The organism is Reichenbachiella sp. (genome assembly GCF_039944555.1).
Lineage (GTDB): Bacteria > Bacteroidota > Bacteroidia > Cytophagales > Cyclobacteriaceae > Reichenbachiella.
This window is the reverse complement of the sequence record NZ_JBDUYN010000016.1, coordinates 195,804-219,773: the sequence shown is the minus strand read 5'-3', so window position 1 is coordinate 219,773 and position 23,970 is coordinate 195,804. Positions and strand designations below refer to the sequence as shown.

Genomic DNA, 23,970 nt, shown 5'->3' with positions numbered 1-23,970 from the left:
AATAAAATTTAAGAGAAAAAAGGATATCTGATTGAATTGACATAAGTTTGGAGATTGAATCAATTCAGGTGTTGTTCCATTTGATTGTTTAGCAACGATTTTCGAACCCCGGGATTGAATTATTTTTAAAAAAACCATACCCAAAATGAGAATTGCTCCTATCACTGTCGGATTGCTTACCGGCCTATGCCTGTTTTATCAGGCTAACGAACTAATCACCCAAAAAAAATCCTTTGACACAACTTATGATAACCCTATTCATTATGGACGTGATTCAGAGGCTAAAATTGCAGTGGTCTCTTACATTGACCGAATGACAAGAACCAGAAGAGGAGATGCTTCTGAGGAAATAAAAAGACCAGATATCGGTGCTCAATATTTGAAATCGATTTCCAATGTTAGATCAAATGCAAGAAAACGAGAATTGCTAGATTGGAAAGAAAGAGGGCCTGGCAATGTTCCTGGTAGAGCTAAAGCTTTCCTAGTCGATCAAAATGATGACACTAATTTTAGTTGGATAGTCGGTACTGCGGGAGGCGGTATATGGAAAACCTCGAATCAAGGTGTAAAGTGGATAAATGTAACAGAAGGTGTTCCTAATTTATCCATAGTTTGCCTTGCCCAAAATGATCAAAGTCCGCAAATCATCTATGCCGGTACAGGCGAGAATGCATATAGTGGCTCATTGCATAATGGATCGGGAATATTGAAGTCCACTGACGGTGGAGATACTTGGGCGCTGATTCCAAGTACGATCAAATCTGCATCTGAGGATTTTTCTAATGTCAATAGAATTGTTATTGACCCTACAGATGCCAATGTAATATTTGCATCTACATCTATTAATTTTCGTGCCGAGGGTCCTCATGGTGCTGTAATGAAGTCGACAGATGGCGGTGATTCTTGGACGAAAATCTATGAGTCTACAAACTTGGCGCATCAACTGAGCGCTGATCCCAACAATTTTGAAACCTTATATCTATCCGTTTTTCAAGAAGGAATAGTTAAGTCTACGGATGGTGGTGCTACTTGGAACGCGACTGGAATTGGGGCGGTAGCAAGTGCATTTAGCCCAGGTCGATTTGAATTTGCAATAGCGCCTTCTAATAGTAACTCGCTATTTGCATCGGTAGCATATGGTGGAGTGACAACCTCAGGTTCTGGTTTGTTTTATTCTGCTGATGCCGGTGATACCTGGACTTTGGTAAGAGACGGGTCCGTTGTTGGAGATACAGACTATTTGGTACAAGGAAATTATGATAACTGTATAGCTATTTACCCAGATAACGATAAGAAAATTATTTGGGGAGGAACCAATCTCTGGACTGGGGTCGTAGAATCTGATACGAAGATAAATGGGAAGAAAACTTTCCTCGGTGCTGACGATAGTGAAACCAAATGGTTCTTAGACTTGGTGAATTTTAATAATGGCACACATTATGGCAATAAGCTAGCCATCAAAAACTCTCTTGAAACACCATCATTGGAGATACGCTTTGGAACCAATAAAAAACAAATGGCGCATCGATTTACGGTACCAGCCGGAGAAAATGCAGGTGTGCCAGATGCTGATTATAGTTATCAAAACTATGTAGAAGTGCCCTTTGAAGTATGGGATACAGAAAACAATAAACAATTGATGGTCTCATTTAGAGATCAAGAACAGGACGGTGGTTTTACATTGAATTTCCCTGCAGATGAAGATTTGAGTAACAGTAGAGAGTACATCTTTGTGCATTCTATAGCATACAACGCCAGTTCACCTTCCTCAACAATTACCAAAAGCGGAGGACATGAAGAATCTCAGTATTTGTTCATGTGGCCAAAATTAGTTTTGGATTCAGATTTCAATGCTGGAAATATCGCTGATGCTACTTTCAGTGTCACCTTTGGTGAAGTTGATTTTTATAATATGTCGGTGAGTAATGTGTCGGAAAGCAACGAGGACATGCACCCGGACCATCACTCATTGAGTATTTTTGATATTGATGGAGTAAGTAGAGTTGTGTCTACTAATGACGGTGGTGTAGCTGTAAGTATTGATGACGGACAAACTTTTGGTAGTCGTTCCAAGGGAATGTCAACCACGCAATTTTATAATGTTTCTAAAAAACCAGGATCAGCTTCATATTTGGGCGGAACTCAAGATAATGGGGTTGTGTATTCCAGTGATGATCCTGAGGCCAGCTCGAGCTATCTTTATCAGCCCAATGGCGGAGATGGTTTGGATGTATTGTGGCATGGAAACGATGCCAATGTTATGTTGATTGCTATATATCAGAATATTCTACATAAAACAACTGACGGAGGGGCTACCTGGGAAGATTCTACTAATGGACTTGTAGATTCAGGTAATAATAGTTCTGAGGCTCCTTTCTTTTCAAAATTTGGAAACTCAAGAAACAATTCAAATTTTGTATTTGCTGTGAGCGACAGAGGGGTGTGGAAGTCTACGAACTTTGGAAGTTTGTGGAATTGGAAAGAATTGAAAGCTAGTGATGGCTGGGGGGGATTTCTCGATGTAGAAGTATCCGATGCCGACCCTTCAATCATTTGGGCTGGTGGAGCCATGGACAATGATCGTACGCTGTTTGTTTCTACCGATTTTGGAGATACGTTTAAGCCAGTTAAAAATTATGATTTGTTGCCGGATGCAGGTAATATCACGACTATTGTTCCGGATCCAAATGATGCACAAACTGTATATGTAACCATGTCAAGAACTGGCGAACCAAAAATCCTGAGATCTAAAAATCTGGGTGAAACTTGGGAAGACATCTCTGGTTTTGGTGTCAACAGCGAAAGCAGTAATGGCTTTCCTGATATATCAACCTACGATTTGTTGATTTTCCCTGATGGCATGACAATTTGGGCAGGAACTGAACTTGGACTTTATGAGTCCACTGACAATGGTGAATCTTGGCATTACGCAGATAATGGATTACCCTTTGTTATGATTCAAGACATCAAGGTTCAGGAGGGAGAAGTCGTTGTTGGAACGTATGGCCGTGGAATCTGGAGTGTAGATCTTGGTTTGGCGTATGAAGGACAGAAGGTAATATTATCTGCCGATAACTTTGATCCTGAAGTCAATGTCTATCCAAATCCTGCTTCGGATTACCTCAATATCAATATTGACAACAGTTATGTTCAGTCTATTGAGATTAGAAATATTCAGGGAGCTCTGGTTCACACTGAAGTCGCTGCAAGTGCATGGAAAAGTAAAAGAATTGAGACAAATCACCTGGATAGAGGGATGTATTTGTTGACGTTAGTTGATGGACAAGGAAGATCAAATGTTTCCAAGTTTATAATTGACTGAATCGAATGACTAATATTAATTCTAGAATTAGCCTGATCGTATTGTCCTTTCTTGTGATGTATTCTTGCAAGACAGTGAAAAATAACAAGGAGGATGCGAAAGTAAATACGGCAATTGAAGGGGTAGTTGAGGCCATTGGAGGCATAAACGAAACCCTAGTCAATGATGCTAATACTCTTACCTTATACATACACGTAGAGGAGCGGCAAGGAAGAACGAAGACTTTAAACTATGTGGTAATGGAAAATAAGTCAGGCAATATTGTACACAACGATAAGCACGCGGCAGGATATGTTAAGTGGTTCGATGACTATCGTTTGGAAGTACTCAAGTCCACTGAAATGCTTCAGCCTGGTGAGAAGCTAGCATCGCATGTTTTAGTTGTGGACATTAGAAATCAGAATGTAGTATTGAAATCCAAAATTGAATCTTTGGATCAAAGATGAGAAGTTTCGGATTGAAATTAATGGCTACATCTAAAATTATGAATTTGACTACTAATCAAATAAGAGTAAAGTTAGATTTCCTAAAAGGGATAGACTCATAAGGGATCAGACACTCCATTACGTTAGTATAAAAAAAAGGCATCAGTCCACTCCGGCTGATGCCTTTTTTGTTGATTTAGCTGCTGTTCAGTTTGGTACAAAACGCATTTTTGATCGCCAATTTGGGCAACAATCAAGAACCGGGCGAAAAGAAATTCTCAAACATCGTTCAGTGAAATGCCAAAATATCAGTGCCAATTATTATTTGGAAACAGAGATAAAAATATTCCCATTCAGCTGCAATCACTTATGAATATGGCATTCGTAAAAATTAAAATCCGCACAATTTCGATTCTGCATTATTATTCCTTTTTCTAGAGTAAATGTCGGCATAATAACGTTTTGAATTTTTTGTCTTAGGGCTGTAGGGGTAAAAATGAGCTTCCCTTTTATAGGCCAGTTAAACATATTTTATCATTAAAAACTAAGACAATATGAGAAAACTACTACTTAGTATCATGTTGATGTCCGCACTCATTGGTGAGTCGTGGGCTCAAGATCGTACTGTTTCTGGTAAAGTAACCTCCAATGAGGATGGTTCCACGTTGCCAGGCGTTACGGTAATTTTAAAGGGTACTACCAACGGTACCACATCCGATTTGGACGGAAATTGGAAATTGAGCATACCACAAGAAGGTGGTACGTTAGTCTTTTCATTCGTGGGAATGTCATCTCAGGAAATAGAGGTCGGAACCAGATCGGTTATTGATTTGGGAATGGCTACTGACGCTCAGCAACTAGCTGAAATCGTGGTGACAGCCCAAGGGATTGAAAGAGACGTTCGGAGCCTTGGTTATTCAGCTTCACAGGTAAACTCTGAGGAAGTCACTCGTGGGAGAACCACCGACGTAATGAGTTCATTACAAGGAAAGGTTGCCGGTGTTAATATTACCACGGCTTCCGGAGCTCCGGGTGCATCTACCAAAGTGATTTTGAGAGGCTACTCCTCTATTGGAGGAGCTAATAATCCTCTTTATATCGTAGACGGTGTTCCGATCAATAACAGTTCAAACAACTTCAACGATTCGAACGGTTCGAGCGCAACAGGTTTGGCAACTGATGTTAATAGAAGCCAGGATTTTGGTAACCGGGCTAATGACATTAACCCAGATGACGTTGAGTCTGTTACTATATTGAAAGGTGCATCCGCAACCGCTCTTTATGGTTCCAGAGCAGCGAATGGTGTGATTGTTATCACAACAAAAAAAGGTAAATCACAAGAAGGAGTTAAGTTGTCATTTTCAAGTTCAGCAACTTTTTCTCGACCATTGAGATTGCCTCAATTGCAAGACACCTTTGGTCAGGGCTGGAGTGGTCACTATGCTTCTGAAGAAAATGGTAGCTGGGGTCCTAGACTTGATGGACAGGAGAGATTGCATGGAAATGTGGTAGACAACAGTCAGCAGCTAAGAACCTTTGAAGCAAGAGATAACCTGAAAGATTTCTATGAAACAGGAACTTCCTATATCAACACAATTTCTCTTAGTGGAGGTAATGACTTAGCTACTTACTATCTGTCATACGGAAATGTGAAGGAGGATGGAATTGTACCTGGAGATGCTGATCAGTTGAATAGAAATAGTATTTCACTTAGAGGAACATTAAAAGGTGAAAAATTGAGTACAACTACCAGCTTGAATTATTCAAACAAAAAGCAAAGTGTTATTACAAGTGGTCAAGGTGGAGCAGGAACTACAACCTTCCAGGAGTTGATTCAGGTACCAAGAGATGCTAGTATTGTCGATTGGAGAGACTATAACAACCCTTTTAACAATCTGGATAATTTCCACACACAGTATGCTCAAAATCCATACTATTCTATTAACGAAAATGGTAACAGTTTCAATGAGGATAGAGTTTATGGAAAAATTGACCTGACTTACAAGTTCAATGATTGGTTGAATGCCACTTATAGAATTGGAGCTGATGTAGCAAATTCTCACCTCAAAGATTGGATTGCTATAGCGAATACAACACCAGGTTCTCCTAATGGCACAGTAACTGATATACCTGGTCAGGTGATAGATCAAAGCAGATATGCACGAGAAATTGATCACACTTTTATGGTTAATGCTTATAAAACTGTTACAAGCGACTTGAGTATCTCGGGACTTGTTGGCTTGAATAATAATGAGAGAGTACTTCGCAATCAGACGCAAACCGTTGCGGGCTTAGATATTCCTGGTTATTACAACATCAGCAATAGTTCTTCGAATCCGGTAGTAACTACGTTTGATTCAAAAAGAAGATTGATCGGAGTGTATGGTCAGCTTGAAGCATCATATAAGGATATGTTGTTTGTGACTGCAGTTGCTAGAAATGACTGGTCTTCAACACTTCCAAAGGATAACAACTCTTTCTTCTATCCTGGTGTGAATATGAGCTTTGTATTTTCAGAAGTTACCCCATTTCTAGATGGTATATTGTCTTTTGGTAAAGTCAGAGCCAGTTGGGGACAAACCGGTAATGATGCAGCTCCATACGCTGTCGAGTCAGTTTTGATTCCTGGGCAAGTAGGGCTCCCTTTTGGTAATATCAATTTGCCTTTCAATGGGGTTAACGGTTTTGAAGTCTCTAACATCATTGGTAATCCGGCATTACAGCCTGAGATCACAAGTGAATGGGAAATCGGTGCAGATTTGAAATTCTTTAATAATAGGTTTGGAATTGATGTGGCATACTATGATAGATCGACTACAGACCAAATATTAAGAGTCTCAGTGCCAGTTTCTAGTGGATACACACAGCAAACTAAGAACATTGGCGAAGTGACCAACAAAGGCGTAGAGCTCATGATTACTGCTACTCCTATCAAAACTGCTAATTTCAGTTGGGATATTTCTTACAACTACACCAAAAACAAAAACGAAGTGGTTTCTCTGACAGATGGTCTTGAGTTCTTAGTGCTTCATTCAGCTTTTGGGATAGAAATGAGAGCAGAGCCGGGTAAGCCAATGGGTGCCATCTATGGCCACACTGAGGCAACTGCACCTACGGGCGAAGTCATTGTGAATGGAGCGGGTATTCCTACCGTAGCAACTGATAAAGTTTATTACGGTGATGTTAACCCTGATTTTACTATGGGGCTAGCTAATGCATTCAAATACAAAAACTTTAGATTGAATGTAAACCTAGATTACAGAGAAGGTGGTATGATGTACTCATACACGCAGCGTCTGACTATGTTTGTAGGCAACGCGACCAATACCCTGTTCAATGAAAGAAGACCATGGATTGTTCCTAACTCTGTTGTTGACAATGGTGACGGTACATTTTCTGAAAATACTCAGGCCGTTGACTATTCCAACGTGAATAACTTCCACAATCAGTCGTCAAATAACAGCGTGAGTAGACAGCATATGCATAGTAAAACCTTCTTGAAGCTAAGAGAAGTTTCACTTGGCTATTCTTTCCCAAAGGCGTTGTTGGACAAGACTCCAATAGCTAGCTTGGATCTCAATATTGTAGGTAGAAACCTTCTATTGTTTACTCCGGAAAGCAACAATCTAGTAGATCCAGAATCTACCACTTTTGGTAATGATTTACTAGGTGAATTTGGTGAATTTGGAGTAGGACCTACTACAAGAAGTCTTGGGTTTAGCTTGAAAGCTACATTTTAATTAGGTCAAAATTAAAGAAGATTTATTATGAAAAAATTTATAAATATAAGCTTGGCCATAGCGATGATTTTTATGGCCTCGTGCGAAGATTATCTGGATGTAAATACAGATCCAAATAACCCCACGGACGCAACTGCAGGCCTGGTTTTTCCGGCCGCCACATTATCAGTTGTCAGTGTGATTGGTGGGGATTATGCCCTGACAGGTAACATTTGGTCTCAGTATTGGACACAAAACCATGCGGCGAATCAATACAAAGCCATCGATGGATATAATCTTATCTCTACTTTTCAAGGAGCAAGGTTCCAGGAGCTATATGCTGGTGCTTTGAATGACTTGAGATTTGTGAAGGAGAAGGCTACAGTTGATGAAGATTGGAGTTATTATTTGATGGCTACTGTTTTAGAAGCTTACTCTTTTCAAATTTTAGCGGACTTGTATGATGACGTTCCATTTGATGAGGCTCTACAGGGAGGCGAAGGTAATTTTTCTCCTGCTTATGTGAATGGACAAGTGATCTATGATTCGTTAATCGTAAGATTAGACAATGCTTTAGCTAAAGACTTGTCTGCAATCACTGTTACGAATCCAGGAACAGCCGATCTCATTTTTGGAGGTAATATGGCTGAGTGGGTGAAATTTGCAAATACCTTGAAACTGAAAATTTACATGCGTCAGACCGAGTCAAGAGCATCTGTAGCTCAGGCTGGGATTGATGCTCTTTATGCTAGCAATGCAGAATTTTTGGATGCATCGGCAGCAGTGACAAGCTTTGCAGATCAGGCTAACGCCAGTAACCCACTTTTTGAGCAAGATAGACGCCAATTGAATACTGCCAACAATTTGAAGGCAAGTACTACGATGGTTGATTATTTGACTAACAATGGCGATCCAAGGATCAATTCTCTTTATGAGGTGCCTGCAAACGGAGGATTAATCACCGGTCAGAGACAGGGCGATTATGAACTTTCTACGCTTGACTTGGATCCGGATGACGTTTCCAGAGCTATAGTTACTGCTACCGATCCCGTTTATTTCATTTCTGATGTAGAAAGCTTGTTTTTGCAAGCTGAGGCAGCGGCGAGAGGTTACGGAACTGGTGACGCAAAAACGCTTTATGATGCTGCAGTGAATGCATCTTTCAGCATGTATGGAGAAGATGCCAGCACTTTTATTGCAGCGGCAGGTTTATACGAATATCCAAATGGAACTTTAGCGCAAAACATAGAGGCCATCATCATGCAGAAATGGGTTGCCAACGCCAGAATTAATGGTTTGGAAGCCTGGTTTGATCATTTGAGAACAGGGTTTCCTCTGGAAAGCACGAGTGCTACAACATTCGTATCCGGACAGCTGAACTACCCAGTGAATGGTGTAACGAGCGGTCAGTATCCTAGAAGATACCTGTATCCGGATAGAGAAGTGAGTAGAAATGCAAATACACCTACTCAAAAGGATATTCATACTGCTGTATGGTGGGATCAATAAATGATGGATAATTCAAATATAAGAATCATGAAAAATTTAATATATATAGGATTTTTTCTTCTTGCTGTTGTATTTACAGGTTGCCAGGAAGATTTGGATACAGAGGGTGTTTCAAGGGTTACTACCTTTCCTACCTTTGAACTGACGGATGGAGCAAGTGTGGTGATTACCACAGGTACTAGCTTTACCCCAGATGCGATGGTGACGGAAGGGGATACTCAGCTTACACCTACGATAGTCAATGGTGTTGATAACGCAACACCCGGTATTTATACCGTGACCTATTCAGCAGAAAACTCTGATGGCTTTCCAGGTACCAGCAGTCAACAGGTCATCGTCTATGACCCGGCCATAGTTGCGACAGATGTTTCTGGGAATATTGCTGATATTGGTAGACCGGAAAGGAAAGGTGTAATTTCCCTTGTTCCTGGAACTACTAATATCTTTTTTGGTACTGATATGGGCTTTGGAGGGGTATTCCCTCTTTATTTTCAGATGGATGGAGATGTAATGACTGCTATTCCGCAGACTCTTGCATTTGGCCAGACAAGTGTTGATGCCACCTATGACCCAGTGGCCAGGACCTTTGCCATTACGATAAATCCGGCTGGATTTAGTTACAATTTTCAATACGAATAATAATACGAGATATGAAAAATTATATAATAAAACTATTTTCTCTAATTCTATCAATCGGCATTATTACTGGTTGCGAATTGGATGATCCGGAAATAGAGTATGCTGCAGTTACAGAACTGTCTGGTGAGTGGTATATTCAATATGAGATTCAGCAGACTGATGGTTCTTGGGTGAACCCAGGTTTTGGGTATTTCACCCTACTGACCTCGAACACTGCGGCTAATTCAGAAACGGAAATGATGGTAAATGATACTGACGGTTGGGGAATCCAATACAAAGTAAACGTCAGTGGTCTTTCATTTTCCGCATCAGACGTGACTGAATTGGGCGGCTCAGGAAATGTGACCGTAAGCAACGGAATCGTTATTAAGGATGGAGGGTTCTCCACCAGTGGCGTAGTTGCGGATAGCATTTACCTTGAATTCGTTCAGCCTACGGATGACCCTACGGTCTACAGGGCTTCAGGAGTTCGAAGAACAGGATTCCTTGAGGACGAGCATTGATTTTAATTAAAGTTTAAATATTTCAAAAGAGCTAAATTTATTTAGCTCTTTTGTTTTTATCATAGTCTTCCTAATTATGAAATACATATTCCTTCTATTGATACTTATCAACTTTAATGCTTCCTATGCCCAAACCCAAAAGGATAATATAGTAAACGAAAGGCTAGGAAACATACAAGAAAAAAAATTGACAAAGGCGCCAACTGAGGGGCACTACTACCTTACCGATGATAAGGTGAAATTAACCATACTAAGAATAGATAGCTCATTGTTGGAAAATGTTGTCGCCAGATATAATCTGAGAGATGATCTTTTTGAGACAGAAGGATTAAAGCTATTAGGTAGTGGGGTATTGACCTTCAGTCATAATGAGGAGCAATATGTCAGAAGTAGCCTGGTCAATGAATATTTTGCCTTAAAAGACCAATTTTGTAAAGTCATCTATCGCGGGATATACGAATTTTACGCGACACAAGAAGTTACTTTTATGCCCAGCAACTACAATGTAATATTGGACACCGGTAACAGGGCCGATACATATGTTCAGAACAGTACTTATTATTTATTTAGCAATGGCGAATTGATGTTAAAATCAAACTCAACAAAAAAGATTGCCAAGTATTTGAGGTCAAATCATAAAAGTTTAGTTGATTTTATCAAAAAAAGAAACCTTTCGGGCACGGAGGGAGATGTTTATAGCATGTTGCAATACATAGAGAATATATAAGTTGACTTCACAATGATCTGACACTGATTCATCTGCGAATGCAATTCAAACGTGTTGATTTCTTTCCTTAAAAGTTGCCTCATGCCCCAAAAAGACCTCCAAATATTAGTTGGTTATTCCATTCTGGCTAGCCTCCAAAGAGAGAAAAGATCGACCAATTCGGCAAGTGTGAAATTATAATTTGCCACACTCGTCAATCACAAAATTATCGCATTATTTTGCCATTAAGTCCGTGAAATAACCTTTGTATTTTATTGTCTTAGTCTTACTAAGGGGAATGTTCAGCTGCTCTTTTATTAGTCAGTTAATCATTTTAATCACTTAAAACTAAGACAATGAAAAAACTCTTACTTAGTATGATGTGTTCGCTTGTACTTTCTTTTGGAGTACAAGCGCAGGAGCGCACAATTTCTGGTAAAGTAACGTCTGAAGAAGACAATGCAACCTTACCAGGTGTTACGGTTATGCTAAAGGGCACAACCTCAGGAACCACCACAGATATGGATGGTAATTATAAACTGTCTGTTCCTTCCCAGGGAGGTACACTGGTTTATTCCTTTGTAGGGATGGCCTCTCAGGAAATAGAAATTGGTACACGCAGTGTCATAGACCTGGGGATGGCTGCCGATGCACAGCAACTAGCCGAAATCGTAGTCACTGCCTTGGGAGTGGAGCGCGAGAAAAAAGCACTGGGCTACTCAGTTCAGGAGGTAAAAGGCAAGATGCTTGATCAGTCTAAAGAGACCAATATTGTGAATGGTCTTGCTGGAAGAGTTGCAGGCCTAACGGTGAATAGTTCCTCTGGAGCTGCAGGTGCTTCTTCTAGAATTGTGATTCGTGGAAATAGCTCATTATTAGGTAACAATCAACCTTTGTTTGTGGTTGATGGTATTCCCGTTGATAACTCGCAATTTTCTTCTAGTGCGAGAAACAACACGAACGAACCTTCAAATGGAACAAGAAAAGGTGATGAAGAACAGGGTGGCGCTGATTATGGTAATGCCATCCAGGATTTGGACCCCAGTAGCATAGAAAGCCTTTCAGTACTTAAAGGCCCTACTGCTGTTGCACTTTACGGTTCTAGAGCTTCAAACGGAGCAATCATCATCACTACAAAATCAGGAAAAGGTCAAAAAGGACTTGGTGTGAGCTTTACCACTTCGTATACTCGACAAACACCATTGAGATTACCAGATTTTCAGAATGAGTTTGGACAAGGAACTACCGGAAATAGAGACTACCCTGAGTATCTCGACAAAGATGAAAGCTGGGGAGACAGATTGGACCAAGGTACAACCAAGAGAAATATTTTCAACCAAGATGTACCATGGGTTTCTAATCCCGATAATGTAAGAGACTTTTTTGAAGTAGGAAGCACTTTTTCTAACAGTGTTTCAATTCAAGGAAGCAATGACATGGCCAATTTTAGATTTTCTGTTTCAGATTTGGAGCAAGAAGGTATTATGCCAAATACTGGATTTGATAAAACCAATTTCAGCATCAACACCGGCATGAATATGACCGAAAAGTTGCGAGCTGATGTATCTTTAAACTATAGTATTACGAAAGGTAAAAACAGACCCAATACAGGCTATGACGGTCAAAATGCACTTCAATCTCTATTCAATTGGAATGGACGTCAAATTGACTACGCTCCGTTCAAGAATTACAAAGACGCAGATGGAAACTTGATTTTGAATACTTCTGATCCAAGTAATCCTCAATCTTTCGAGAAACCAATTTCTCCAATACCTGCCTGGTATGACAATCCTTATGCCATCTATAACGAAAACGTGAATGACGACAGGAGGGATAGAGTAATGGGTAATTTCAAGATTGCTTATGATGTTACAGATTGGTTGAACGCTTCAATAAGAGCTGGTACAGATTTTTATGAAGATAGTAGAAGGCAGAGATATAAGGCAGGTTTGCAAGCTGATCCTGCGCTAGTTGATGGCGGTTTCGTTTTTGACAACTATACAGTGAACACTTACAATGTGGATTTTGTATTAACTGCTACTAAGAATCTGACGGATGATATAGCAGGTAACCTGATCCTGGGTGCAAACAGATATAACAATACCGTTTCCAACGAATTCACCCGAGTTCAGGGATTATTGGTTCCGGATATTTATAATTTAGCTAATGCAAAAGGGACGCCGGAAGTGCGAAACTATACCACCGAAAAGCAAATCAATGGCTTGTATTTTGCTGGTCAGATAGCTTATAAGAACATGTTGTTCTTGGATATTACTGGCCGAAACGATTGGTCTTCTACTTTGCCAGCGAATAACAACTCTTACTTTTACCCATCAATAAGCACTTCGTTTGTTTTGACTGATGCATTTAATATTCCCGTAGTCAGTTTTGCTAAGATCAGGGCCGGTGTTTCAAAAGTTGGAAACGATACAGATCCCTATAACACGCAGTCCTTCTTTGTAGCAAAAAGAATTACCAATAATCAGGCGGACATTACTTTTCCATTCGGGGGAGCACCTTCCTTTGCTTTGGGCGATCAGTTGGCGAATGCTGACCTGAAACCAGAAGAGACCGTATCCTATGAAATAGGTACTGATCTTAGGTTTTTTGAAGGCAGAATGAATCTTGACCTGACGTACTATGCAGGAAAAACCACCAATCAACTCGTTCCACTTACCCTTCCATCTACGAGTGGATTCAGCAGCCAATTTATTAATGCCGGTGAAGTCAAAAATTCAGGGATAGAATTTATGTTGAGTGGTACGCCCATTCAGACAAGTACTGGGTTGCAAGTTGATTTGATGGTAAACTTCTCCAGAAACAGGAATGAAGTAGTAGAACTACACCCTGATGTAGAATCTTTGATTATCGAACAGCATAGAGCTCAAACTGAAGCTAGGGTTGGGAGACCATATGGAGAAATCTATGGAACGGCTTGGGCAAGAAATGATGCAGGAGAGCGTTTGATCGACCCATCAAGTGGGCTACCATTTAGAGCTTCAGGAGGAAATCAGTTGTTGGGTAATATTAACCCTGATTTTACAGCTGGCTTCAGTGCCGATGTTTCGTTCAAGGGAATTTCATTGAGTGCACTTCTGGATTGGAAAAGCGGAGGAGACGTATTTGCGCTGACTGAGTTCTTTGGAGGCTACTCTGGACAGTTGACTAAAACACTTGAAGGCAGAGACAATTTCGACTATGTAGCAGAGGGGGTGATCGACAATGGAGATGGTACTTATACTACCAACACCATCCAAGTAGACCCACAAGCTTACTGGCACAATACATTCTCTGCACAAGAAGAAGGTGTATTTGACGCATCATACGTTAAATTAAGAGAAGTGAGATTGTCTTATACATTACCTAAGAATATCATTGAAAAGACTCCATTTAATGCGGTGGATTTCTCAATTACGGGCAGAAATCTTGCAATCCTATACTCAAATGTGGACAGTATTGATCCAGAGAGTAGTGCATATGGAGCAAGTAATGGACAGGGATTTGAAGTAAACAATGTACCGTCAGTAAAGAGCTGGGGAGCTGCTTTAAATCTTAGATTCTAATTGACAAAAAAGAATAATCATGAAAATAATAAAATATATAAAAATTATTCCTCTGGCACTATTCCTATTGCTAGCAGGAGTGTCTTGTGACAATGGCTTTGATGAATTAGCTCAAAACCCAAATGCACCGAATGATGTGCCGGCCAGTTTTGTATTGGCTGGTGCTCAGGTAGATTTGTCTTATCAAACGTCCTATCAAATGGGTATTAATTATATCGGGCTATGGGTACAGCATCACGGTTCTGGAGAATATCCGGATGAAGATCAGTACAGCCCGAGATTGAATGATATCAATGTATATTGGAATAATATCTATGACAATGCTTTGAGGGATTTCAAACATATACTGGATGTGTCTGAATCTGAGGGAAATGTCAACCAACAAGCTGTAGCAATGATCATGAGTTCCTATGCTTATATGTCACTTGCAGACGTATGGGGAGATATCCCATATACAGAAGCTTTAAAAGGAGATGATGGAATATCAACTCCCGTTTTTGACACTCAACAAACGGTTTATGAAGGAATCATAGCTGACCTCAACACGGCAACGGGTTTGATTGTTGCTTCGAGAACCGATGGGTTTGGTTCAGAGGATGTCATGTATGGCGGTGATATGGATAAGTGGTTACGATTTGGTAATTCTTTGAGATTAAGAGCATTTATGCACTTGTCTAAAGTAGATCCTACAACTGCCGAAGCTGGAGTTGTTGCTATGCTTAGTCAGCCATTGATCTCAAGTCAGGCAGAAAATGCAGCTATTCAATATTCTACTACATCTGGTAATAAAAACCCTGTGCACAGTAGATTGGTCGGTAGAGAGAATGATTTTAGGATCAGCGCATCTGTCGCCACTAGAATGATTGGAAATGGTACTTCGGCCGCACCACAGGACCCAAGATTACCGGTATATGCTGAGTTGAATGATGCCAATGAGTATGTAGGTATTCCTAATGGTGTAGCTTCTCTTGCAGCTATTGGGTTGACCAATGCATCTTCCTCAAAAATAGGTGCCTTGTATGCTGCTGATAATGCACCGGCATATTTCATGACCTATGCTGAAGTTCAGTTTATCAGAGCAGAAGCAGCAGCAAGAGGGTGGATTGCGGATGATCCGGCTACAGCGTATGAAAATGCCATAAGCGCCTCAATGGAGCAAAATGGTGTGACCGATGCTGCAGCAATTACTACTTTCTTAGCGTCGACCGGCGTGGCTTACAATGCAGGTACTGCTCTAGAACAAATAGCTACGCAAAAGTGGATAGCCCTATACGGTCAGTCTATCGAGGCCTGGACCGAATGGAGAAGAACAGGTTTCCCTGATATTCCGGTGGCACTGAATGATCAAAATGGAGGAGTCATTCCTCGTCGATTGATGTATGGAAGCGTTGAGGCTACTACCAATGCGGCCAACGTGACCGTAGCAAGCGAACGACAAGGAGGAGCAGAATTGAGCAATAGGGTTTGGTGGGATAATTAATCAAGTCATACCTTATAATAAAAAAGCCTTGACAATTGTTTGTCAAGGCTTTTTTTGTACTAAAATTAGTATTTCTTCAAACTTACTTCCAGGTTGGCTCAGGCGAAATAAAATAACTAGTGCCTCTGGGTCGACTTTTTTATTCAAATAGATAAGGAAACTGATTGGCCAGTTCCTTCTGACTTTCTTTTAGGCTGTAGAGTTGAACATCATTGATTTGATTCGCCTTTTTTAAACAGCCAAGTGCTGACTTCTCATCCTTTTTTTGAGCAAAAATGACTGCCTGATTCCAGAGCACCCAAACTGAATGAGGGTAAAGCATGGTTTGAATCCGGCTGAGATTTAGTTTATACTCAATGTTATCCTCCGCATCTGTTTGAAGGCCTACTCCAAACACTTGACCTCTTATCACATCCAATGTCCTAGCTGCTATATCACCCCTCTCATCAGCTCTTTTTACTTTGCCTTGCAGGTCCCTAATGGTTTGCTTCCACCAGCTCAAAGGATAGGAAGTAGAATCTAGTGGTAAGGAGGTGTCATAGGAGCTGACCTTCAATTGATATAGAGCAGATGATATGATCTGATAAGATTGTCTTTCTTTTTTGAATAGCCTTTGCCTTCGGGAAATATTCTTTTGGAGATCCTTATTATTTCTGTACATCTCGATTTTTTCATCCAACACTTTATATTCAAAAGTGGCAATACTTTTTCTCAATCCAGTGAGGTATTCATACTTGTCAATCATTGACAAACCATCAAGTGTATCCACCCTTAGTATCTCCTTAGAAAGGTATTGAGCTAGCCCTTGATCCGTAATCTCATTCCCACTGCTTAATTTATGCTGAACGTCAAGCCACTCCAACGCAATTTCATATTCTCTGGCTGGTGCCCACCGATGTGGGGCCAGATAGGTCATAAGTAAATTCTTAATTTCATTTTTATCTAGCTCGTTCTGAAAGTCATGATGTTCGATATAGTTCATGTCCCTGCTTCCAACTATTCCATAGTATAGATACTGTTTTCCATTTATCCTTGACTCAAGCTTTGGTCCCGCAACGGCTATTACACCAGTAATTTGCTCTTGTGTATTTGCCAAGAATTGAGCGAATCGGGCTCCACCTGAAAATCCCGAGGTATATATACGATTGGGGTCAATCGAAAACCTATTCTCCGTATCATTTTCTAAGGCGTTAAATATATCCAGGCTTTTAGCAACCGAACCATTTCTTGAGTTATTGGAACAGACCAGGATGTATCCCCGACGGTCTGCCACCTCGGCGTATAATTCTATGGGCAGCTTACCTCTGGCCATTGGCTCGAAGAGGTATATTATTGGCCATCGCTTATTTGAGTCATAGTTGGAAGGCAGATACGCTGCGTAGGATAGCGATGGATCAGTTTGACATCTCACACTATCAATAATCTCTCCTACAGGTAATTCCTGATGGATAACCTGTGCAAATGAAGTGCTAAAGCACAGGTTAAAAAGTAAGAGTCCCAGTGCAGTTTTTTTAAAAAGGAGAAGAAGGTAAAATTTCATACCTGGCAAACACTACAATCAAGCCAATCACTTAGACCAAACCAGGGATTTACAACGAATTGTTATAAAACGACAAAAAGGTGATTTATAACTACTCTCAATCCTTATTAAAGCAAAAACCCCTTTCCTCTGAGTCTTCTACAAAATCAACTTCCAGTCCCATCAGGTACATCACATGTTTTTTCTCGATTACAATTGGGACTTCTTCGTGCAAGTAACTAATATCTGAGTCCTTGAGCTTATCAAAGCCAAGCATATAACCCATCGCTCCGCAACCACCGCCTTTGATACCAATGCGCAAGGCATAGTCCTCAGGAATACCTTTGTTGTTCATGATATTTTTCACTTCCTCAACGGCCTTTGGTGTAATGCTAACGGGTTCCGGACTCATTTTTCTATCTTCCATTTTTCTATGGCAAAAATACTTATTTTTGAATTATACAAATTAAAAATTAGACCTTGGAGGCACTGACAGAATTCGGAAAAATCATTCTACCCGCAGGAGCAGTTTTATACGCCATGTTCCTGACAACACGTATGTTTTTGAATAAGGAATATGAAAAAAGACTCATAGATATCAGAATAAAAAACAATGAGACTGTTCTTCCGGTTCGTCTACAGGCGTACGAGCGTATTTGTCTGTTTGTTGAGCGTATAGCGCCCAAAAATCTAATTGTGCGGCTCAATGTAGGAGAAATGACCGCAGGGGAATTTCAGCAAGTATTGTTGCATGAAATCCGAGAAGAGTTTAATCATAATCTGTCTCAGCAAGTTTACATGTCAGAGGAGTCATGGAATTTGGTTAAAAATGCCATGGAAGAAATAGTCATGCTGGTCAATGAGTCTGCCGGCGAGCTGGATGCGGAGGCAAAGAGCATCGATTTGGCCCGACGCATATTTGAAAAAGTAATAGAAAAACAAGAACTGGGTACTGATGTAGCGCTCACTTTCGTTAAGAATGAAATTCAACAAGTATTTTAATTGGCGCTATGAACAAAGAATCGAATTTTAAGAAATACCGAAAAAGGGCCGAAGAAGTACTCAAAGATAACGAGAGAGTGCAAAGCTTAATTGGTTCTACCAGACGGAAGCTGACAGATGTACTGGAGAACAACGACCGGCTAAAAGAATTTTCCGAAAAAGTGTACGTCATGATGCGAATGGTGAAGGCACAGATCTCTGGTGAATATCGAGAGTTTCCCTGGCGCACAATGGCTATGCTTGTAGGTGCGCTGATATATTTTGTTACACCCATGGATTTGATTCCAGACATCATTCCTATTCTTGGCCTTACAGATGACATATCCATTGTCTATTGGATATATAGAAGCGTGCAAGAAGACATCGAAAAATTCGAAAACTGGGAAAGAACCATCGAAATCTCATGAATATAAAAAAACTCAACCGATATGGGATTATCGGAGGTTTCGTACTCATATTTTTAGCATCTCTTCATTTCGTACGATCCTACCAGGCAGGCTCTCCCAGGTGGTTTTATCTAGTCATGGCCTGTGGAATGGGTATTATCCTATTCAATACGCTTTTTGGCAAAAGAAATAGAAAGTAGAAGGTCACTTCTGAATCCCTCAAATTCAAGTATTAAATCACAAACCTCAAATCTTAAATCCAAATTTGGAATTTTAAATGCGCTTGCATGCTTCATCCTACCTTATTTATATAATTTTACGGCTTGTTTTATCAGGAGTGAGCTAACCACGAGGCAAGCTCAGAAAAACGATTGAGACTAAGAAACTATTTTAACGACAGGAACGCCTGCCGCAGGAACACCTGCCGGACAAACCTCGAAGTATCGAACCTCACTTAGTGAGTAAAAAGAACAAAGATTAATGAAGATTTCACTTAATTGGTTAAAGGATTTTATTGCGTTGAACGAGGACGTAGAAGTAATTTCCGAAATTTTGACAGATACAGGATTAGAAGTAGAAGGCTTAGAGAAATTCGAAGAGATCGAAGGTGGTCTTGAAGGCCTGGTAATTGGTGAGATACTCACCTGCGCTAAACATCCTGATGCCGATAAACTAAGCGTTACTACTGTGGATATCGGAACCGACCAACCAGCACCCATTGTATGCGGAGCACCCAATGTAGCCAAGGGTCAAAAAGTAGTTGTCGCCACAGTTGGAACCACACTATTTCCGGAAGGTGGAGAATCCTTTAAAATTAAAAAAGCAAAGATTCGGGGAGAAGTGTCCGAAGGGATGATTTGTGCTGAAGATGAAATTGGTTTGGGCCAATCACATGATGGTATCATGGTTTTGGACACCGACTTACCTAATGGCACTCCGGCCAAAGATTACTTTAAGCCGGAATCAGATACCGTAATAGAAATTGGACTAACACCGAATAGGGCCGACGGAGCTTCTCACTATGGAGTGGCGAGAGATTTGAAAGCCGCATTCAGACGTCCAACAGTATTTCCTGAACTAAGTAACTTCAAGGTTGATAATCAGTCTAATCCAGTTGCCGTGACTGTAGAAAATCATGAAGCCTGTCCGAGATATTCTGGTTTGACACTATCAAACCTTCAGGTAAAAGAGTCTCCTAAGTGGCTAAAAAATAGACTCAAAAGTATTGGTCTGTCGCCGATCAATAATGTGGTAGACGTGACCAACTATGTGTTGCACGGCTTGGGACAGCCACTGCATGCTTTTGATATGGCAGACATAGGCGGAAAGAAAGTGGTGGTTAAGACATTATCAAATGGCTCAAAATTCACCACTTTGGACGAAAAAGAAAGAATACTTACGGATAAGGATCTGATGATTTGCGACGACAGCAAGGGGATGTGTATTGGTGGCGTTTTCGGGGGTATTGGTTCGGGTGTAAAGGACACCACGACAGAAATCTTTTTGGAGTCGGCTTACTTCTCTGCTGATTGGGTAAGGAATACAGCTACACGCCATGGTATTAAGACTGACGCCTCATTCAGGTATGAAAGAGGTACTGACCCTAACATGACCGTTCATGCATTAAAATATGCGGCACTTTTGATCAAAGAAGTGGCAGGAGGGGAAATCAGTTCAGAGATAGTAGATATCTATCCGGAGCCCATCTCTGATTTTGAGATAGATGTAAAATATAAGAATGTGGATCGGTTGATTGGCAAGCAGGTACCTCATGATCGAATCAAGGAAATTCTTGAGGACCTTGATATCAAAATAAGTGATGAATTAGGAGAAGGATTTAAAGCTACCGTACCTCCTTATAGAGTAGATGTCACCAGAGAGGCAGATGTGATCGAAGAGATTTTGCGTATCTATGGCTACAACAACGTAGAACTAGAGGAAAACTACGGAGCTGATTACCTGGCGGCATTTCCTATACCGGACAAAGATAAAATTCAGTCTAAAACGACTGACTTTCTGGCAGCCCAGGGGTTCAATGAAATTATAAGTAATTCACTGACTAATCCGGATTACGTTGCAAAAACCGGTATTTGGAATCCCGCTTTAAACGTGGAGGTGCTCAACAAACTGAGCGAAGAATTGGGAGTAATGAGACAGGCCATGGTTTTCTCTGGTCTGGAGTCGCTCAAGTACAACATAAACAGAAAACAATCTAACCTCAAGTTTTTTGAATTCGGAAGAACTTATACCTTTCAAGACGGCGATTATCGGGAACAGGAGCAGCTAGCCTTGTTCCTAACAGGAGATCAGACGGACGAAAGTTGGAATGTGGATAAAAAGTCGATTGATTTTTACAACATATCATCTACAGTTCATAAAATTTTGGATAAATTTAGCCTTGCTGAATTTGATTCTGTACCAACAAGCAATCCAGTATTCGATTATGGCCTAGACTTATCAAAGGATGGCCAACTTTTGGTATCCCTTGGTAAAATCAGTCCAAAGGTTCAAAAAGTAGCAGAAGTGACCCAGGATGTATTCTACGCTGAGTTCAACTGGGCCAAGATGCTTAAAAAGTACGGGAAGAAAATTCTTTATAAACCGGTACCAAAATTCCCGGAAGTACGACGAGACTTGTCTTTAGTTTTGGACGAACACGTCAGCTTCCAACAGATTTTGGAATTGGCTAAAAAAGAATCTAAAAAATTGGTTAAAAGGATCAATGTTTTCAGCATCTATCAGGGAGATAGTATTGGGGAGGGAAAGAAGTCTTATGCTTTGAGTTTTATCCTACAGGATGAAAATAAGACACTCAACGACAAAGCCATAGACAAAACGATGAACGGCCTGATAGCCAGTTTTGAAAATGATCTAAACGCAATAATTAGAAAGTAAAAATGTCAGACAATCCTCTACGTACAGAACTCAGCCAATTAGAACGAAAGTTAGTTTTGTTGATCAGCGATCATCAAAAAATGAGAGAGGAAATAAAAGTTCTGAAAAAAGAAAACGGTGACTTGCGTGAGCAAATTGAAAAAAAGGGAGAAGAAATCTCGAGTTTTCAAAATCAAGATAAAATTAGTAAAATTGTGAACGGCATGGCGGTGGGTAGCAATTACAGTGCTGCAGATTTGAGTGACATGCTAAATGAATATATAATTGAAGTTGATAAATGTATTGCTCAATTGAGCGAATAGAATAGTCTCAATGACAGAATTATCAATAAAAATAAAAATAGGCAACAGAGAGTACCCAATGAAGGTGGCTGCCAGTGAAGAAGCAACCATTCGTGAGGCGGGTAAAAAAATAAATGAGAAGCTAAAGTCTTTTCAGGATCAATTTGGTATCGACGATAAACAAGACCTTTTAGCCATGGTGGCTATCGATAGTTTTGTGGAAAAGCTGAGAGCGATGGAGCTCCGGCAGACCACAGATGAGGTTGCAATGGATCAAATTTCTAAACTCAATCGATTAATCTCTGCTGAACTATAATATTCATTTCTGCTAAGCATTCAGTGCTTGCGTGCCGTGATAAATATATATATCATGGACAATACACTACTTATAGTAATATGCTCCCTCAGCGCGCTCGTTGTGGGTTTTGGCATCAGTAAATTCATGGCCAAAAGAGCTGAAGGTAAGCGACTATCTGAGGCTAAAGGGCAAGCCGAAATGATCATCAAAGAGGCTAAAATCAACGCCGAGAGTGTCAGAAAAGAAAAAGAAATTGAAGCCAAAGAACATTTCCTGAAAAAGAAATCTGAATTTGAGGAGGAGGCCAATCGAAAGAAAAATCTTATCATAGCCAACGAAAACAAGGTAAAACAGCGCGAAAGCCACGTATCAAAGCAAATTGAGCAAAACAAACGACTAGAGGCAGAACTGGAAAGCCAAAAGGAAAATGTGGATGCCCAAATGGAGATTGTAAAAAGGAGAAAAGAAGAGCTCGAAAAAAACAAGCAGGAACAAACTGCCATCCTTGAAAAAATCTCTAATCTGTCAGCAAATGAAGCAATCGACCAACTGATGGAAACCTTGAAAGATGAAGCCAGAACCAAAGCGTCTTCACATATCAAGGACATCATCGAAGAGGCCAAACTGACAGCAACCAAGGAGGCCAAGAAGATTGTGATTCAGACGATCCAGCGTACTGCAACAGAACATGCGATAGAAAACTGTGTGTCCATTTTCAACATTGAAAGCGACGACGTCAAGGGAAAAATTATCGGACGTGAAGGCCGAAATATACGCGCACTTGAGGCGGCTACAGGTGTTGAAATTATTGTAGACGATACTCCGGAGGCGATTATCATTTCAGGATTTGATCCGGTCAGAAGAGAGGTAGCAAGATTGTCTCTGCACAGATTGGTTACTGATGGAAGAATTCATCCGGCACGCATCGAAGAGATTGTAGCCAAAACAACAAAAAACATTGAAGAAGAGATTGTTGAAACCGGTGAACGTACCGTCATTGATTTGGGTATTCACGGATTGCATCCGGAGCTGATTAAAATGGTAGGTAGGATGAGATTCCGTTCTTCTTACGGACAGAATTTGCTGCAGCACTCGCGAGAAGTTGCGAAACTTTGTGCCACCCTAGCATCAGAATTAGGACTGAATGCCAAGCAAGCCAAAAGAGCGGGGTTGTTGCACGACATAGGAAAAGTGTGGCCGGAAGAGGCAGAACAACCACATGCTATTGTAGGTATGGAGTTGGCTAAGAAATACAAAGAGCACCCCGATGTTTGCAATGCAATTGGTGCTCACCACGATGAAATTGAAATGACCACGCTCATTTCACCTATCATACAAACATGTGATGCTATCTCAGGCTCGCGCCCCGGAGCCAGACGAGAGATCATGGAATCCTATATTAAGCGACTAAAAGACTTGGAGGCTCTCGCACTTGGATTCGACGGTGTACATAAATGCTATGCTATTCAGGCTGGCAGGGAGTTGCGCGTACTTGTGGATGCAGATAAAGTAACCGATAAGTCAGCCGGTGATCTCGCCTTTGAGATATCCTCAAAAATAGAAAACGACATGCAGTATCCGGGGCAAATCAAAGTGACGGTTATTCGCGAAATGCGTTCGATCAGCTACGCGAAATAATAATAAGAGAGCACTCTGATTTTTAAAATAGATATCAGAGTGTCACGTTTTCGGTTTGATAATTGTCCTACCTGAACCAGGAAAA

18 protein-coding genes are annotated in these 23,970 nt (G+C 40.6%); 16 read left to right on the top strand and 2 right to left on the bottom strand.

Translation table 11 applies throughout. The features are described from left to right. The first annotated feature begins 145 nt into the window (after positions 1-145). The 9 genes from ABJD64_RS23310 (at position 146) to ABJD64_RS23270 (ending at position 15,866) form a co-directional block, all read left to right on the top strand. Positions 146-3,322, top strand: a complete 3,177-nt coding sequence (locus ABJD64_RS23310) for a T9SS type A sorting domain-containing protein (RefSeq protein ID WP_348181266.1) — start codon at positions 146-148, stop codon at positions 3,320-3,322. 5 nt (positions 3,323-3,327) lie between these two features. Next, positions 3,328-3,768: a hypothetical protein gene (locus ABJD64_RS23305; protein ID WP_348181265.1), complete on the top strand. Its 441-nt coding sequence runs from the start codon at positions 3,328-3,330 to the stop codon at positions 3,766-3,768. Between the two features lie 533 nt (positions 3,769-4,301). Beyond that, on the top strand, positions 4,302-7,487 hold the full coding sequence (locus tag ABJD64_RS23300; RefSeq protein ID WP_348181264.1) for a SusC/RagA family TonB-linked outer membrane protein: 3,186 nt from the start codon (positions 4,302-4,304) through the stop codon (positions 7,485-7,487). Between the two features lie 27 nt (positions 7,488-7,514). Continuing rightward, a complete protein-coding gene (locus ABJD64_RS23295; RefSeq protein WP_348181263.1) occupies positions 7,515-8,975 on the top strand; it encodes a SusD/RagB family nutrient-binding outer membrane lipoprotein in 1,461 nt (486 codons plus the stop codon). Between the two features lie 27 nt (positions 8,976-9,002). After that, positions 9,003-9,614, top strand: coding sequence for an immunoglobulin-like domain-containing protein (locus ABJD64_RS23290; protein WP_348181262.1), 612 nt, complete (start codon positions 9,003-9,005; stop codon positions 9,612-9,614). An 11-nt stretch (positions 9,615-9,625) separates the two neighbouring features. Continuing rightward, the gene (locus ABJD64_RS23285) at positions 9,626-10,117 is read left to right on the top strand and encodes a lipid-binding protein (protein WP_348181261.1); all 492 of its coding nucleotides are present in this window, start codon (positions 9,626-9,628) and stop codon (positions 10,115-10,117) included. Positions 10,118-10,193: 76 nt separating this feature from the next. Further along, positions 10,194-10,844, top strand: a complete 651-nt coding sequence (locus ABJD64_RS23280; RefSeq protein ID WP_348181260.1) for a hypothetical protein — start codon at positions 10,194-10,196, stop codon at positions 10,842-10,844. 335 nt (positions 10,845-11,179) lie between these two features. Continuing rightward, positions 11,180-14,386 (top strand): SusC/RagA family TonB-linked outer membrane protein, encoded by a 3,207-nt coding sequence (locus ABJD64_RS23275; RefSeq protein WP_348181259.1) that lies wholly within the window; start codon positions 11,180-11,182, stop codon positions 14,384-14,386. Between the two features lie 19 nt (positions 14,387-14,405). Then, a complete protein-coding gene (locus tag ABJD64_RS23270) occupies positions 14,406-15,866 on the top strand; it encodes a SusD/RagB family nutrient-binding outer membrane lipoprotein (protein ID WP_348181258.1) in 1,461 nt (486 codons plus the stop codon). 139 nt (positions 15,867-16,005) lie between these two features. Here ABJD64_RS23270 and ABJD64_RS23265 read toward each other — a convergent pair whose 3' ends face one another. Both ABJD64_RS23265 and ABJD64_RS23260 read right to left on the bottom strand, forming a co-directional pair. Further along, the gene (locus ABJD64_RS23265) at positions 16,006-17,406 is read right to left on the bottom strand and encodes a hypothetical protein (protein ID WP_348181257.1); all 1,401 of its coding nucleotides are present in this window, start codon (positions 17,404-17,406) and stop codon (positions 16,006-16,008) included. Between the two features lie 97 nt (positions 17,407-17,503). Further along, complete coding sequence (locus tag ABJD64_RS23260; protein WP_348181256.1) at positions 17,504-17,812, bottom strand: iron-sulfur cluster assembly accessory protein; 309 nt, start codon at positions 17,810-17,812, stop codon at positions 17,504-17,506. 53 nt (positions 17,813-17,865) lie between these two features. On the opposite strand from ABJD64_RS23260, the gene ABJD64_RS23255 reads away from it, so the two are divergent. From ABJD64_RS23255 to rny, 7 genes are all read left to right on the top strand, one after another. Further along, entirely contained in the window at positions 17,866-18,387 is a 522-nt protein-coding gene (locus ABJD64_RS23255; protein ID WP_348181255.1) for a hypothetical protein, read from the top strand. 8 nt (positions 18,388-18,395) lie between these two features. After that, on the top strand, positions 18,396-18,794 hold the full coding sequence (locus ABJD64_RS23250; RefSeq protein ID WP_348181254.1) for a YkvA family protein: 399 nt from the start codon (positions 18,396-18,398) through the stop codon (positions 18,792-18,794). Further along, positions 18,791-18,973 carry a hypothetical protein gene (locus tag ABJD64_RS23245; protein ID WP_348181253.1) on the top strand — a complete coding sequence of 61 codons (183 nt, stop codon included), beginning with the start codon at positions 18,791-18,793 and terminating at the stop codon, positions 18,971-18,973. The genes ABJD64_RS23250 and ABJD64_RS23245 overlap by 4 nt, the downstream gene beginning before the upstream one ends. A gap of 280 nt (positions 18,974-19,253) precedes the next feature. After that, on the top strand, positions 19,254-21,668 hold the full coding sequence (pheT, locus tag ABJD64_RS23240) for a phenylalanine--tRNA ligase subunit beta (RefSeq protein ID WP_348181252.1): 2,415 nt from the start codon (positions 19,254-19,256) through the stop codon (positions 21,666-21,668). A 2-nt stretch (positions 21,669-21,670) separates the two neighbouring features. Next, positions 21,671-21,970, top strand: a complete 300-nt coding sequence (locus tag ABJD64_RS23235) for a hypothetical protein (RefSeq protein ID WP_348181251.1) — start codon at positions 21,671-21,673, stop codon at positions 21,968-21,970. Between the two features lie 10 nt (positions 21,971-21,980). Further along, on the top strand, positions 21,981-22,265 hold the full coding sequence (locus ABJD64_RS23230; RefSeq protein WP_348181250.1) for a cell division protein ZapA: 285 nt from the start codon (positions 21,981-21,983) through the stop codon (positions 22,263-22,265). 54 nt (positions 22,266-22,319) lie between these two features. After that, positions 22,320-23,885 carry a ribonuclease Y gene (gene rny / locus ABJD64_RS23225; protein ID WP_348181249.1) on the top strand — a complete coding sequence of 522 codons (1,566 nt, stop codon included), beginning with the start codon at positions 22,320-22,322 and terminating at the stop codon, positions 23,883-23,885. The last annotated feature ends 85 nt before the right edge of the window (positions 23,886-23,970 follow it).